We start from the raw sequence: 12,754 nt of genomic DNA, 5'->3' as shown, positions 1-12,754 counted from the left end.
CCCCTGCCGATAGGTGCGTCAACCGTCACATCTAATCCTCGACCGGAACGGACGACCACGTGACCATCGACGACGACGCGCCGCGCGACAGCGCGACAGCCCAACCGACCCAGCGCGTCCCGCAACCCGGCGCCGCGCCCGGCCGCCCCGCGCCCGAGCGAGCACAGACCTCCGACGATCCGGTGCCCCCACGGTCGGCGCAGTCGCCGGCCAAGACCGTCACGCTCCCGGACATGCCGCGCGCGTTCTGGGTGTGCGCCGCGGGGATCGCCGCCACCTTCATCGGCCTGCTGGGTACCTGGGCCACCGTCTTCATCGTGTCGGTGAGCGGCCTGGACACCGATGACGGGAAGATTCTCGCCGTGCTCGCAGCGATCGCAGCGTTCGCGCTGTTCCGCCACACGGCGTCGGGCAGCAAACGATCCTTGAACGCTGTCATCGCCCTCGGGGTGGTGTGCAGTCTGTGGTCGATCGCGAAGATCATCGACCTCAACGGCGAAGACGCCGTCGTGAGCATCGGGTGGGGCCTGTACCTGGACGTTCTCGCCGGGGCGACCTTCGCCGGCGCCGCCGTCGTCCTGCGAAAGCGCACGTAGAACTCTCGCGGATTCCATCGCTCAGCCCTCGGCGTCAGCGGCCTCCTCGCTGATCCTCGCCTCCGCGCCAGCGCGCAACCCCGAGAGGTGGCCGTTGAGGCCGCGCCGCTAGGAGTACTCCTCGACGCGCAGGCGGACCGACCATTGGCCGCTGTACGAGCGCAGGGTGAGGCGGAAGCGGCCGGGGCCGTCGGGGCCGAAGACGGTGTTCTGGCCTTGGCCGAGGTCGATGTCGTCGCCCTGCAACCCTGCACGGTCGTCGATCTCACCAACCCCAGCAGCGTCCACATCGACCACTCGGTCGCACTGGCCGAGGCGTGGCCCTCGGGCGCCGACAGCTGGACCCAGGAGCGCCGCAAGGCCTTCGCCAAGGACACGACCCCACCGGACCTGATGGTCTTGTACGCGCCCGCGAACTCGCGCGAGTCCGACCACGACGTGACCAACCCGTACGGGCGCCCTCGCGGCCTGTTCGGCTGCTTCTACGCTCGCGCGGTGATCGCTGTGAAGTCGCAGTGGGCCCTGCGGGTGCAGGCCGCCGAGAAGGAGGAACTGCAGACGATGCTCAACGCCTGCCCCTACGCCTAGACCCCCAGCGCGTCCCGCTGAACGGCACCGCGGCGATCGGCCCTACAGCCGATCGCCGCACGCGCCAACCCCGGGGCTGCGCTGCGCGTACGCCCATCGTGACCCGGTGGTGAGTGATCCGGTGCGCGCTCGCGGAGCTGATGACCCCTACTCGCCGCGAGCCCCGAGCCCGTTGCTGCGCGTGGGCGCTCGCTCGCGACCAGCGGGTCCGGACCCGATAGCTCCCCCCAGGGCCCGCGCGGCGGCAGCGACTCGGTGGGTGTGGACTGGCCGATGAACTGGCCGCTCACAGGCACGCCGGCGCACACCGAGCGGTCCGGGCGCCGGTCAAGTCAGCGGCGTCCCCACCGCGCTGAGGAATCGCTGAAGGTCGTCGGAGGCTGCGAGGGGTGTGCGGGGCCCGCGTTGGTGGTTGCGGGTGAAGGTCACGCCGGGGAGCGTCGCTAGTTCGCTGAGGAGCTTGGCGATCGCGGCGTGGTCCCAGCGGTCCGGTGCTCGGCGCAGGAGGGTGTCGACGTGTAGCTCGAGGCGCCAGGCGCACGGCATAGTCGAGCATCTCACCCCGCGCTGCGACACCTATTGCACACACGAACGCGTCGCGACCGACAGCGAGAGTGCCCCGAGCCGACCCCTCCCTTTTCGGAAGCGTGGCTCGGTAATCGGCGTGAGTCTCAGTTCTCAGGCCAGCCCACCGCCATCGGCAGACACCGTCGACCCCGTGAGGCGCAGGCGCCGAAAACCTCGGCAGCCGCCCCCACTTTTTCGCCCGACCTTGGCCCTAACGGTCATGAAGGTTCATTCATGCGCGCGCCGGTCGGTTGTCGTTCGGCGTGCCCTCACCATTGTCACTGCCGCTCGGGGAGCGGTGGTCCGTACCCGTCGCGGCGCGCGCAGCGCGCCGCGGCTCTTCAGGAGCGCGACCTGTGTGGTCGCCCTCGTGATTCTCCTAGCGAGCCCTCTCGGATTGGAGCCTGGGTTCGCCGCCGACATCGCCGGCGCCGTCTGGGACCTGTTCCTCGCTGTGCACGATGTGCTCTCCACCCTGCACGATGTCGTGGAGTTCGTGCGCTGGCTGCTGCGCCGTCGCGCGGAGCGCCGAGGCCGGCGAAGAAACCGATCGACCGACTAGGGCACCAACCCATGAGCAGCGTGTCGACGGCGGCCTGATCGGGTCCGGCCAGGCGACCCGACGCGTGCGAAGCGACCCGATGCGGAACCTACGTGCGCCTGAGCCGGAGCACTCTGGCCCACGTGTTGAGTCTGGCTTCCGGGAAGAGTCGCGTCATTCGGTGTCCAGCTTTTCCCAGTCTTCGGCGACGCCCGGACCGCAGTACATCTGGGCGCAGAGCCCGTCTCGGATCTCGCCCAGGGATTCGTTGGCGTCTTCGACGCTGCACGCTGCCGAGATAACTTTGGCGCCCGTCGGGGTGACGCCCTGATCGATGAACCACCGGACCGCGTCTGCCGACAACGGCTCGGCGACATCGCTACACGCAGTGACGCTGCCGCCTCGACCTTCCTCAGAGCGGTCCAACAGCACTGCGAGACCTCCTGGAGCTAGGAGCAAGAGCCCCGCGAACGCGGCGTAGAGCTTCCATAGCCGCGGCGGTCTACCCGTGGTACCCACACGATCCCCCTAAAGACATGAGCCTTGGTCGCCTGCAGTTAGGGGCGGCGTCATGACGCGCGTCCCCACCCGCGGCGCAGCCTAGCGGCCCAGAGCCTCGTCAGCACTGCCGTGAGCGAAGCGCCGCCGTCGCCGAACCAAGGGCCTCAGAACTCCTGGCAGGTGCGCAGGGTCCCACCGTTCGAGGCGGGCCGCGGGTGAGCGGTTCAGGGAAGGGCGCGTGCGGGGTTCCCGTCCGGGCAGCGTTGCATCAGGGTCTGCTCGAAGAAACTTGAGTCGTCGCCGATCACTGGTGCGGACCTGAACATCGACCGTGCGGTCAGCGGCCCCGCGCCGCGTCTGGACCCGCTGGAGCCCAACGACACCGTCAGCGCGATCGACGGCCAGATCTTCTCGCAGCCCGACCGACCGATCTGGGGCGGCACGCAGCGCGCAACGGTCGACGCCGTCGAGGACCCCGTGGACGTCTACCGCCTGCGAGTCCCGCCGCGCGCCCGCTACACGGTGCTCATGCGCCCCACCAGCAGCCGCGCAGACGCCGAGCTCGCCGCCTACGACCAGGCCGCAACCGCCGCCAGCAGTTCCTCATCGATCGAAGCCTCAACGGGCCCGGCGAGCGCGAGGCGCTGTACCTGCGCAACCCAACCGGCCGCACGCGAACGGTCTACGTCGCCGTAACCATGGCCGACTCCACCGACATCCTCAACACCAACTACGTCCTCGAGGTCCTACGCCGCCGTCGCTGACCGACCCTCAAGACAGCACCACCGCCCCCGACCGCCGGCTCGAGTCCGACCCGGGCCCGAAGGCCCGACGGTCGCCCCCGTCCAGGGCCATCGTTCTGCGGGTGCACCCGCGGCTGCTCCGCTACGGACGCGCCTGCGGGAGCGCCAGCTCTTGCGGGCGAGGACGCGGCAGGTCGGATCGCCGACCCGACGCTCGAGTCAGCGCTCGACCGGCGGCGACAGTGGTGACGTTGCCTAGCCACCACGCGATCGCGAAGGTGGCCAAGACTGCTTGCGCGCGCGCGTCGCCGTCTGGGTCTCCGTGGCGGAAGCTGTTTCCTGGGCGTCCGTAGACGTGCCGGCGGATGAGCATCTTGTACTCCTCCGGGAGGTCAGTGGTCTTGATGAACGCTTCGACGCCAGGGATCTTGCCCCGATCGCGGTGCGTGCGTGCCTGCGGCTCGACGGACCGGATGGCGCCTTCCAACCCGAGTAGGAGGAACGGGATCGCGAGGACCCACTCTCCCTCAGCGACATAGCCGAGGCCTTGGTCCAGCCACAGGCGCTGGCCGTCCTTGAGGTGCGGTGCGCGCCCAACGAGCTCACGCAGCGCGCCCACGACGCTCGTCCGGGCACAGGCATCGGCGAGCTGATTGATGAGCATCTCGTACTCGGGCGCAGGCACGCCGCTCCTTCGCAATCTGGAGTCGGCCAACCGCAGAACGAGCCGCAGGGCGTCAACGTCCCGTCCGTCGGTGCCGGCCGACGTGCCACCGGGCTCCAGCCCGTACTCGTCCTCGACCGGCCAGCAGGGTCCCCAGGGCCGAAAGGGCGGGATCTCAAGACTCGATCCCACCAGCCCGGATCGCTGCGAGAGCCCGGCGACACGGGTACCGGTCAGCGGCACCCCGGCCGGCCTGAAGCCACGAGCGCCTCCGAGGTTGGCCGGCCCGAGGAGCGCGAGAGCCGACGCGTAGCGGCGCGACTGCTGCGAGCTCTGTTCCATGAGGGCGAGCCAGCGAGTGCGGCGGGCTGTCTGGGCTGCGGCGAGCCTCGTCAGAGCCTGGGCGGCGGGGCCGCAGGCCCCCGGCGACAACGCGAGATCGACGACCGGCGATCGCGCGGAGAGCGGCAGCGCCCAGCGATTGTTGCGCTGCTGCATCCCACTCCCGATCAGAGCGACGCCCCGGAGTGACGGGACCCGCTCGACGGCCGCGGCGACGCTCACCACGCCCGCGTTCGGCAGCGCTTGTCCGTTCAAGACAGAGCGGCCAACTCGGGGGGCATTTCGGGGAAGTACGGAAGCGGGCATGAGCCGATCGTAGGAACCTGCTCGGAGGGCCCAGACGCTCTTGACCCGTGCACGGGACGCCCGGCGCGCGCGCCGCAAGGGTCCGTGACCACACCGGGTCGCTCAGACGCGCGTTCGAGCCGGCGCGGGCTGACGTCGCCCCCGCCGCCGCACCCCACAACGCGCCCCTGCTCGACAGCCTGCGCCAGAGGCCGCTGGCGACGCCCGCGTCGACCTTCGCGCGAGTCGCGTTCAAGCCGACTGTCACGTGCGGTTCTCGTGACCTGCGTCCCGCCGGTGCACTCGCGGTAGAACGCGCACGTTGTACACCGTGGTAGACACCGTAGGCGGGTGTGTGTACCGTGGTACACATGAGCGTTGGTGAAACCACGCAGACCACGACCGTCGCCGACGCGATCCGCGACCTGGAGCTCGACGACGTTCTCGGCGTCCGCGAGGAAATCGACATCTGCGGCTGCGTCAGGGACCCGGACGGCAACCGCCTCGAACTGACCGTGTCGCGCGAAGAGGCACTCGCAGAGATCGACGAGTGGATCGCGGCCCACGACGACGGCGAGTACTCGTGATCCCGGTCGAGTTGCAGCGCGCGTCCATCATCGGCGCGCGCGAGCGCGAGCAAGCCGCGCTCCACGCGGCCAGCGTCGCCCGCGCCGACCTCGTCGGGTACGTCCGACAAGCGGTCACCACCGGCGCGTTGACCGTCATCGAGGTCGCCGACCTGCTCGGCGTGACGCGTGGCGCCGTCTACAAGATGTGCCGAGAGGCATAGCGTGGACAGCCTCGACATGTCGCTGGCGGCCAGCCTCGGAGACCTTGCGGCTCGAGCTGCCGTCGACGAGTCGGCACGCCTGCTGCTCTGGGCGGAATGCCAGGCCGTCGCCAGATCGCTCACGGCTCGCGGGTACACGGCCGAGGAGATCGCATCGTGGTCGGGCACGAGCGTCGAGCAGGTCATCGCGTGGCGATTCGCCGACGGATGACCGTCGAGGAAACCGACGCGCTGATCCTCGAGCTGGCGCGACAACTCGGTCGCGCGCCGACACGCGGCGAGTTCGTTGCCGCGGTCGGGCATCATCCTGCGGCGGCACGCCCGTGGGGGACAGCTCTCGTTCGGGCCGGGGTGGCTGGGCCACGCTCACGCGCGGAGTGCGTCGCAGCGATCCGCGCGCTCGCCGTCGAACTCGGGGGCACACCTCTGCGCGCGGAGTTCGTCGAACGCCACGGCAACCCGCGGGGCGCCCGCCCGTACGTCGACCTGTGCCGTGAGGCCGGGCTCGCACCATGGCGCGAGGAACGCGACAGTGCCTGCATCGACTGCGGCGTCAGTGTCCGTCCGAGCGTACGCCGATGCGGCGACTGCGCTGCGGCCGCCCAGCGGCGCCGCCACGACGCGGATCGCGCGCGAACCGGCCAGCTGCTCCGCGCGTGGGTCGAGGCTCACGGCGGCGAGCGACCGACGGTCTCAACGTGGGATGGAGAGATCAGCGTCGACCGGATCCGGTGGCTGTATGGCGGCTCTTGGGTCGCCGCGCTGCGCGCAGCAGGTATCGACGTGCCGCCCGCTCAGGACCGACGACGCCCACGTCCGGGCCTTCCAACCGCGTCGATCTCGTGACCAGCTGCGCGAGCGATGTTGGCGAGCCGGGGTGGGTCGTGTCGTCAGGTCCACTGGTCGATGCGCAGGCGGGAGTAGAGGCGGCCGGCGAGCACGTCGTAGGACCCACACCTTTTCGCGCCGAGCTCGAGCGCCGCGAGGACCTGCTCGACGTCCCAGCTCGCCGGGCAGACCGCCCGTCCGCGGTAGCTGATCCCGGGCAGGGTCACCCACCACGCAGCGAGCCCCTGGGCACCGAGCTCCGGCACCTCGGCGCGCTCGAGCTGAGAGGCGCTGAAGAACACCCCAGCAGCGTAGCCGGGTGCCCTTTCGGGACCGTATGCACGATCGACCCATGTCACCCACCGAGCAGATCGCGCGCCACGAGGAGAGCCTCATGACGCTGCACCGCTACGACGACGCCACGGCCAAGGCGATCATCAGGGCTGCCCTGCGCTTCGGCTTCACCGAGAAGATCGCCGGAGACCTCAGCGGCCGACCGGACCTGGCGGCCCAGTGCGCCGCCGACCTTCGCGCGGAGGGCACCGCGGTGCCAGCCCGGTGACCCCGCCCGCCGCGCCGCCACCCCGGTCACACACGCCCGGGCTCCTTGTCGGGGCCGCCACGGAACCAAGCGGGCAGCCCTGCTCGAGAGGACTCACCACGTTGCCGCGCGAGCGCGAACCCGAGGCTCGGCTCAGGTGATCGCGTGCCGACCGTGCTGGTGCGTCACTACGCGTTCGCATACTGCCCGCGATGAAGCCCTTCCGACGATCGACCTCCCCCAGCGTGGCTGCGACACGCCGCCGCCGCGCCCGCAAGATCCGCCGCGCGCGCCGGCGCACCCGGCCGCGGTCCTCGCGGATCGACACCAACGCACTCACCAGGGTCGCCTGCTTGCCCACCGCTCCCGACACCAACGGCGCCAACCCAGGCAGCTCGCGCCACCCCGGCACGGACCGGGACGGGGGTGAGGCTCGTGGCTAGTCCTCACGACAAGGCTGCGGACGAAGAGGTCGTGATGTACCACCTGGTCCGCCGTGATCGCATCGCGAAGCGCGACCGCCTGACGCCGCGCATGGAGGCGCGTCAGATCATCGACTCGCTCGACATGGCGCGGGCCGCGCGACCCGAGGCGCGCGCGAGAGCAGAGGCGATCGGAGACGGCACCCGCGTCGAGGTCGCGCTGCTGGCCATGCTTGGCTTCGAGGAAGTCAACGACGTGTGGCTTGACCCCGAGGGGTGCCGTCTGGACGGCGGGTACTACGAGGCTCTTGATGAGGCCTGCGCGCTGGTTGAGAACGGCGACCTGCCTGATACCCCATCGACCGAGGACGGGGGTGAGGCGTCGTGAGCATGGACGGAGCGAAGGCAGGCCGTCGGCGTCAGGGCGCGCGGAATGCGGCTGCGAACCGCTCTCCGAGGACGTGTCCGCGCTGCTTGCGCCAGGGTGGTCTAGGAAGCCGGGAGTCACTGGGCGATCACGTCGGCGCAGGGTCCGTGCGCGAGTGCCGCTACTGCGGGCACAAGGTGGGGATCAGCGGAGGCGTGTCCTTCGGCAGGGACGTGACTCCGGAGCCGGGCGCGCGCGGCGGCACGCACCTGCCCCATCTGCCGCCCGCCCCTTCGACCGAGGACCAGGGCGTCGCTCGGGACCAGGAGGGGCACGATGGCCCTCGCTGACCTCACCCCCGCCGAACGTGCCGCAGTCGAGCGGCTTCACCCCGACGATGGCTCCGTACTCGTCGAGGATCTCTGGTGGACGCCCGCTCGCCGGTCAGCTCTCAGCCGCGCCCGGAAGAAGGGGCACGCCGAAGCGTTTCGCGCCGGTGATGGCGCATGGGTCTGGTATCGCTCGCGCGCCTCGGTAGCCGAAGACGACGCCTACATCGACTCCAAGCTCGTCGCTGGGGAGCGGCCCTTCACCGCCGCCGAGAGGGCCGAGATCCTCCGTAGGCGCGACGCCGCTTCGACCGAGGACCGGGGTGAGGCCGATGCGTAGCCGCTGCGGCGTCGTCAACGGCGACGAGTACGAATGCGCCCTGTGTGGCGGGCTGGTGCCGAACCCGGAGGGCACGCTCTCGGCGGCGTCGACGACATGGTGCGCGGAGGCGCAGCAGGCCCCGATCCGGCTTCGGGACGACGCCCCTTCGACCGAGGACGGGGGTGAGGCGCGTGGCTAAGCTAACCGAGGAGGAGCGGCGGTGGATCGCCTCGCTGAAGCGGCTCGCCCGAGCGCATCGATGAGTAGAAAGCTGACGCCAAGCGAGGCTGCCCTGGTCTTCCGCGCCACGTGCGCGCATTGCGGCGTCGCGCTGCCCCAGCACACCACTGGCCGACCGGCCACGTACTGCTCGGCAAAGTGCCGCGTGTACGCCCATCGCCGCGCTCGCTTGACCGAGGACCAGGGCGACGCCGCTCAGGACCAAACCGGGCGTGACGCGCAAGACCAGGCCGAGGAGGTCTGACATGCCCGATCTCACCGCCGCGTGCACCGTTCGCTCAGGACCAGGAGGGGAACGATGGCCGTTGACGCGATCGCGCACGCCGACGTCGTGAACTTCTACCCGCGCCGCGGGCTGGGCTATAGGCACGAGAAGGACCACCTGGCTCTCCACGGCGCGACCCGCACGCTGTGCGGGCGGGCCTGCGAAGACTTTCCGAGGTCGAGCGGGACCAGGGTCAACAAGGAGTTCGACCCGTCTGCGCCGTGGGCCTGCAAAGCGTGCCTGCGGTCACTCCAGATTCACGGACCCGTGCGGGTCTTCCATCGCATCTCGTTCTGGGATGTCGGCACCACGACCGTGGTCGACGGCGTCGAGCGCACCGCCCGTGCGACCGAGGGGCAGGGCCGCGGCGCCCACGCAGACCGGGTGGGAGGCATCGATGCTTGACGATTGGACGCGCCGAGAGCGAGCGGTTGCTGAGGGGATCGCGTACGTCGTCTGGCGCTGGCGCAACCCGGCCGCGGGGACGTTCGACCCGATCAGTGACCGGGGTCATCGCGGCTTGGTCGACGCGGCGGTCGCGTTGCTCCGGCTCCGCTCGTCGGTCGAGAAGGATCGGGCGGTCTCGAAGCGTGGCCTGGCTGCCGAGGAGGACCTGCTCGAGCGGTGTGATCACTGCGGTAACGAGGCCGTGACCGTGCAGCTCGTCACCGGTCGTGCCGCGTGTGATGACCATGCTCGCGAGGTCTTTCCCGAGTGCTTCGGGCCCGAGGACCAGGGCTGCGCGGGGGACCAGGACCAGGGGCGGCTCGCGATGTGGCCGGCTGAGCCGCCGATCCCGCTCTACGGCCACGGTGGCGCGTGCGACCGCATCAGGCAGAGCATCGCTAGCGCCGGGGCGCGGGTCGGATGCATCCGCGGCGAACACGCTGACGCCCTCGTGCGCGACTTGGCCGCGATCGAACGGGTGGTCGCGGAGCTTGAAGGGCGGGCTGTGTCGTGATCGCGGCGCACCTCTGCATGCCGAGCCACATCCAAGCGGCGCTGCTCGTCGTCCTGGCGGACGAGACGACGGTCTATCCCGACGACGTGAAGACGCTGACCGCACGCGACCTCTGCCCGGCGATCGGCCTCGACACCGTCCACGCCGGCACGATCGCGGCGAACCTCGTCGCGCTGCGACAGCGCGGACTGGCGTGGCGTCAACCTGGCCCCGGTTCCGGCGGCTGGTGCATCACGGCCGAAGGTGTTGCCGTCGCTCGGAACGAGGAGGAGGGCGGCGTCGATGTCTGACTTCCCCGCTGACGAGGAGGACCAGGGCGCCGCTCTCGACCAGGACCAGGGGGTCTGCGCGTTGCCGCAGCCGTGGTCCGTGCAGTCGCTCGCGCGGGTGCTCGTCGAGCTGCATTCGCTGCAGGACGGGACCTACATCGGGTGCCCGCCCAGCCATCGCCGCAAGCGCGCGAGGGCAGCGCGCCTCGACGACCACGAGGTGTTCAGCGAGATGCAGCGCCTCGTTCGCGAAGATCGTCGGTCTCGGGCGGCGCGCCGCTCCCTCGACCGAGATGAGGGTGGCGCCGATGCGTAGATCCCACGATGGGGCCGATGCCTGATGGTTGCCCGGTCGCAGTCGAGCGGGATCTACGCGGGACAGCGGGACGCCTCCTGGCTGGCTTGCCCGCGGCATGACGGTGGTGGCCGAGCCTCCTACACGGGCGTTCGCTTCCACGTCTGCGTCGAGCACCCGGCGAAGGGCGGCTCGTGGAGTGCGTGCGGGATCGCGTTCCTCCTGGGCCCCGAGGAGGAGGCCGAGAGCGTGCCCGCGTGGTCGCGGTGCAGACGCAACGGATGTCGCCAGCTCTACGCGCGGGCCGACCAGGCGGCGCGCGATCGCTGCTGAGCGCTTCCTGGGGCACGACCGAGCGTCACTCGTGCGCTCGTCTGCCCCCTTCAGGGCCCGAGCGCCGCATCTTCACCGCTGACGCCGAATCGCGGCCGCAACCGACGCCGCACGCGGCCGCCACCAGTCGTCGGCTACTGGGCGCTCAGGGCTGGCGGTTAGGGTCTGGTGATGGCTGATCTTCGGGAGATCGAGGCGTCGATCCGTGGTCGGGTGCGCGAGCTCGACGCGCAGCTGGCAGCGGTGGAGGACCTTCGGCGGGAGCGGGAGTGCTTGGGCGAGGTGCTCGAGGCGCTCGCCCCGCGTGAGGCGCCGGCGGCGGGTGGGCGCGTGACGCGGTCGGGGGCGGGCCGCACGCGCCGGCGGGCGGCTTCGAGGTCGTCGGCGGCGCCGGGGCAGACGCGCGCGGCGATCCTGGCGTACCTCGGCGCGCACCCGGGTTCGTCGGCCGCGGCGATCGCGCAGGAGGTCGGGCTCAAGCGCAGCAGCGTCTCGACGTTGTTGAGCCGCTTGGCCCGGGACGGAGAGATCCGCCGCAGCGCCGAGCGCGGGTACGAACTCCCGGCCCCGCCCACGGGCAGCGAGCCCGTCCCGGACACCGGCAGCGAGCCCGTCCCGGACGCCGGCGGGGAGCTCGTGGCGGCCGGGGAGCCCGCGGGCGTGCCGGTCGGCGGTCACGGCGAGGAGGGGCCGGCGCCTGGCTGAGCGGCGGCGTCTGGCCGGGTGGGAGGCGTTGCACCCCCCTTCCCGGGGTGGTCAGCTGGTGAGTTGGAGTTGGTTGGGGCGGCCGGTGGGGGCGCCGCCGCCGCGGCGCAGGACGTAGAGGACGTCTTCGTCGTTGCCGCCGTTGATGACTTCCATGGCGGCGAAGGAGCCGTCGACGTCGAGGACCTGCTGGCAGCCGCGGCGCAGCGGCTTGCGGCGGTCGACGCGGCGGGCGGCGGTGACGCCGAGGCCGGCGGCGTTCTCGGGGGTCAGCTCGACCTGGCACCACTCCAGCGTCTCGCCGGGCTGTGCGGTGATGCCGGGCGGGAGCTCCCAGGGCTTGGCGGGGAGGTAGCGGATGCGGCGGTCGCTGAAGATGAGCCAGAGCTTCAGGCCCACGCCGGAGAGCTTGTGGGTCTTGCTCCAGTCGAAGCGGCGCAGGTCGGCTTCCAGCAGCCGGTCGACGTACTCGGGGTGCAGCCGGACCTTCAGCGTGCTGCCACGGCGGCCGCCGAGCGCCTTGAGGTCTTCGAGCTGGTCGGAGTCCTCGAGCTCGCCGTCCTTGAGGCGGCTGGGGTCGCGGCGGCGGTAGGCGCGCAGCAGCTCGCCGGCGATCTGGAAGCTGATGATCAGGGCGGTGTCGGCGACGACGGGCTTGGCGGTGCGGGTCTCGAGGTCGTAGCCGGGCAGGGTGATGCGGGCGTCGCGCAGGTCGAAGAGGGCTTCGAGGATGCGGTCGCGGTCGCGGCTGCTGACGCTCTTGGAGTCGCCGATGATGGTGCGGGTCAGCTCGCCAAGGGTGAACGAGAGCGAGCCGTTGGCGGGGCAGCCGCTGGAGGCCCAGATCGTGGTGAGGGCGGCCCAGATGCGGAAGTGCATCTCGCCGAGCTCGGCGCCGACGACGCGCGCGGTGTCGCCCAAGAGCTGGTCGCCGTTGACGACGAGGATGCCGCGGTTCTCGCCGCGGGAGAACAGCTGGCCGGCGGCGAGCGCGGCGTCGTCGTCCATCCAGCCGTCGAGCGGCCCGCCCTTCAGGGCACGGCTGGGAGAGCGGTTGGGCGGGGGCGTCAGCAGGCCGGACACGTGCGCGAAAGCTAGGTCCTTGCACGGACAACCCGCGACACGTGGGAGCACATCCACCCCGTGCCGGGAGCCGATCCACCCCCTGCGCGGGAGCCGATCCACCCGGCATCAACGCGCCAGCTTTCCGGCGCGGGGCGGTGGGAGCGGGTCCACCCCCTCCCCCGCGCGGCCGCCTGG

General features: G+C 71.1%; 20 protein-coding genes. 15 read left to right on the top strand and 5 right to left on the bottom strand.

Going from position 1 to position 12,754, the window contains the following annotated elements:
• Positions 1–59 precede the first annotated feature (59 nt).
• On the top strand, positions 60–596 hold the full coding sequence (locus GKE82_RS24250) for a hypothetical protein (protein WP_154735523.1): 537 nt from the start codon (positions 60–62) through the stop codon (positions 594–596).
• A 108-nt stretch (positions 597–704) separates the two neighbouring features.
• Here GKE82_RS24250 and GKE82_RS24245 read toward each other — a convergent pair whose 3' ends face one another.
• Positions 705–842, bottom strand: a complete 138-nt coding sequence (locus tag GKE82_RS24245) for a hypothetical protein (RefSeq protein WP_154735522.1) — start codon at positions 840–842, stop codon at positions 705–707.
• On the opposite strand from GKE82_RS24245, the gene GKE82_RS24240 reads away from it, so the two are divergent.
• A complete protein-coding gene (locus GKE82_RS24240; RefSeq protein WP_154735521.1) occupies positions 813–1,184 on the top strand; it encodes a DUF1524 domain-containing protein in 372 nt (123 codons plus the stop codon). The genes GKE82_RS24245 and GKE82_RS24240 overlap by 30 nt on opposite strands.
• A 925-nt stretch (positions 1,185–2,109) precedes the next feature.
• Positions 2,110–2,313, top strand: a complete 204-nt coding sequence (locus tag GKE82_RS24235) for a hypothetical protein (protein WP_154735520.1) — start codon at positions 2,110–2,112, stop codon at positions 2,311–2,313.
• Positions 2,314–2,466: 153 nt separating this feature from the next.
• Here the strand turns inward: GKE82_RS24235 and GKE82_RS24230 are convergent, their stop codons facing one another.
• Positions 2,467–2,724 carry a hypothetical protein gene (locus GKE82_RS24230; protein ID WP_154735519.1) on the bottom strand — a complete coding sequence of 86 codons (258 nt, stop codon included), beginning with the start codon at positions 2,722–2,724 and terminating at the stop codon, positions 2,467–2,469.
• 954 nt (positions 2,725–3,678) lie between these two features.
• Positions 3,679–4,698 (bottom strand): hypothetical protein, encoded by a 1,020-nt coding sequence (locus GKE82_RS24225; RefSeq protein ID WP_154735518.1) that lies wholly within the window; start codon positions 4,696–4,698, stop codon positions 3,679–3,681.
• A gap of 500 nt (positions 4,699–5,198) precedes the next feature.
• Between GKE82_RS24225 and GKE82_RS24220 the strand changes: the two genes are divergently transcribed.
• Genes GKE82_RS24220 through GKE82_RS24205 form a run of 4 tightly spaced genes read left to right on the top strand, consistent with a single transcriptional unit; the run spans position 5,199 to position 6,463 of the window.
• Positions 5,199–5,414 (top strand): hypothetical protein, encoded by a 216-nt coding sequence (locus GKE82_RS24220; protein WP_154735517.1) that lies wholly within the window; start codon positions 5,199–5,201, stop codon positions 5,412–5,414.
• Between the two features lie 11 nt (positions 5,415–5,425).
• On the top strand, positions 5,426–5,617 hold the full coding sequence (locus GKE82_RS24215; protein WP_154735516.1) for a hypothetical protein: 192 nt from the start codon (positions 5,426–5,428) through the stop codon (positions 5,615–5,617).
• A gap of 1 nt (position 5,618) precedes the next feature.
• The gene (locus GKE82_RS24210; protein ID WP_154735515.1) at positions 5,619–5,828 is read left to right on the top strand and encodes a hypothetical protein; all 210 of its coding nucleotides are present in this window, start codon (positions 5,619–5,621) and stop codon (positions 5,826–5,828) included.
• Positions 5,825–6,463, top strand: a complete 639-nt coding sequence (locus GKE82_RS24205) for a hypothetical protein (RefSeq protein WP_154735514.1) — start codon at positions 5,825–5,827, stop codon at positions 6,461–6,463. The genes GKE82_RS24210 and GKE82_RS24205 overlap by 4 nt, the downstream gene beginning before the upstream one ends.
• Positions 6,464–6,507: 44 nt before the next feature.
• Here GKE82_RS24205 and GKE82_RS24200 read toward each other — a convergent pair whose 3' ends face one another.
• A complete protein-coding gene (locus GKE82_RS24200; protein ID WP_154735513.1) occupies positions 6,508–6,747 on the bottom strand; it encodes a hypothetical protein in 240 nt (79 codons plus the stop codon).
• A gap of 50 nt (positions 6,748–6,797) precedes the next feature.
• Here GKE82_RS24200 and GKE82_RS24195 point away from each other — a divergent pair, with 50 nt between their 5' ends.
• The 8 genes from GKE82_RS24195 (at position 6,798) to GKE82_RS24160 (ending at position 11,494) form a co-directional block, all read left to right on the top strand.
• Complete coding sequence (locus tag GKE82_RS24195; RefSeq protein ID WP_154735512.1) at positions 6,798–7,007, top strand: hypothetical protein; 210 nt, start codon at positions 6,798–6,800, stop codon at positions 7,005–7,007.
• A 456-nt stretch (positions 7,008–7,463) separates the two neighbouring features.
• The gene (locus tag GKE82_RS24190) at positions 7,464–7,796 is read left to right on the top strand and encodes a hypothetical protein (protein WP_154735511.1); all 333 of its coding nucleotides are present in this window, start codon (positions 7,464–7,466) and stop codon (positions 7,794–7,796) included.
• Between the two features lie 315 nt (positions 7,797–8,111).
• Positions 8,112–8,444, top strand: a complete 333-nt coding sequence (locus tag GKE82_RS24185; RefSeq protein ID WP_154735510.1) for a hypothetical protein — start codon at positions 8,112–8,114, stop codon at positions 8,442–8,444.
• Positions 8,445–8,964: 520 nt separating this feature from the next.
• On the top strand, positions 8,965–9,336 hold the full coding sequence (locus tag GKE82_RS24180; protein ID WP_154735509.1) for a hypothetical protein: 372 nt from the start codon (positions 8,965–8,967) through the stop codon (positions 9,334–9,336).
• Complete coding sequence (locus GKE82_RS24175; RefSeq protein WP_154735508.1) at positions 9,329–9,892, top strand: hypothetical protein; 564 nt, start codon at positions 9,329–9,331, stop codon at positions 9,890–9,892. Before GKE82_RS24180 ends, GKE82_RS24175 begins: the two co-directional genes overlap by 8 nt.
• A 17-nt stretch (positions 9,893–9,909) precedes the next feature.
• Positions 9,910–10,182, top strand: a complete 273-nt coding sequence (locus GKE82_RS24170) for a hypothetical protein (protein WP_154735507.1) — start codon at positions 9,910–9,912, stop codon at positions 10,180–10,182.
• Entirely contained in the window at positions 10,175–10,477 is a 303-nt protein-coding gene (locus tag GKE82_RS24165) for a hypothetical protein (RefSeq protein ID WP_154735506.1), read from the top strand. Before GKE82_RS24170 ends, GKE82_RS24165 begins: the two co-directional genes overlap by 8 nt.
• Before the next feature lie 483 nt (positions 10,478–10,960).
• Entirely contained in the window at positions 10,961–11,494 is a 534-nt protein-coding gene (locus GKE82_RS24160; RefSeq protein WP_154735505.1) for a helix-turn-helix domain-containing protein, read from the top strand.
• 51 nt (positions 11,495–11,545) lie between these two features.
• Here GKE82_RS24160 and GKE82_RS24155 read toward each other — a convergent pair whose 3' ends face one another.
• Positions 11,546–12,577 carry a hypothetical protein gene (locus tag GKE82_RS24155; protein WP_154735504.1) on the bottom strand — a complete coding sequence of 344 codons (1,032 nt, stop codon included), beginning with the start codon at positions 12,575–12,577 and terminating at the stop codon, positions 11,546–11,548.
• Positions 12,578–12,754 lie beyond the last annotated feature (177 nt).

It is taken from the genome of Conexibacter sp. W3-3-2, from assembly GCF_009707605.1.
GTDB classification, from domain to species: domain Bacteria; phylum Actinomycetota; class Thermoleophilia; order Solirubrobacterales; family Solirubrobacteraceae; genus Paraconexibacter; species Paraconexibacter algicola.
This window is presented reverse-complemented; position numbering and strand designations above follow the sequence as displayed.

Coding starts and splice junctions, on each gene's coding strand:
- GKE82_RS24225 (WP_154735518.1), bottom strand. CDS start 4,698: ATGCAGCAGCGCAACAATCGCTGGGCGCTGCCGCTCTCCGCGCGATCG.
- GKE82_RS24220 (WP_154735517.1), top strand. CDS start 5,199: ATGAGCGTTGGTGAAACCACGCAGACCACGACCGTCGCCGACGCGATC.
- GKE82_RS24205 (WP_154735514.1), top strand. CDS start 5,825: ATGACCGTCGAGGAAACCGACGCGCTGATCCTCGAGCTGGCGCGACAA.
- GKE82_RS24195 (WP_154735512.1), top strand. CDS start 6,798: ATGTCACCCACCGAGCAGATCGCGCGCCACGAGGAGAGCCTCATGACG.
- GKE82_RS24190 (WP_154735511.1), top strand. CDS start 7,464: ATGTACCACCTGGTCCGCCGTGATCGCATCGCGAAGCGCGACCGCCTG.
- GKE82_RS24185 (WP_154735510.1), top strand. CDS start 8,112: ATGGCCCTCGCTGACCTCACCCCCGCCGAACGTGCCGCAGTCGAGCGG.
- GKE82_RS24180 (WP_154735509.1), top strand. CDS start 8,965: ATGGCCGTTGACGCGATCGCGCACGCCGACGTCGTGAACTTCTACCCG.
- GKE82_RS24175 (WP_154735508.1), top strand. CDS start 9,329: ATGCTTGACGATTGGACGCGCCGAGAGCGAGCGGTTGCTGAGGGGATC.
- GKE82_RS24170 (WP_154735507.1), top strand. CDS start 9,910: ATGCCGAGCCACATCCAAGCGGCGCTGCTCGTCGTCCTGGCGGACGAG.
- GKE82_RS24165 (WP_154735506.1), top strand. CDS start 10,175: ATGTCTGACTTCCCCGCTGACGAGGAGGACCAGGGCGCCGCTCTCGAC.
- GKE82_RS24160 (WP_154735505.1), top strand. CDS start 10,961: ATGGCTGATCTTCGGGAGATCGAGGCGTCGATCCGTGGTCGGGTGCGC.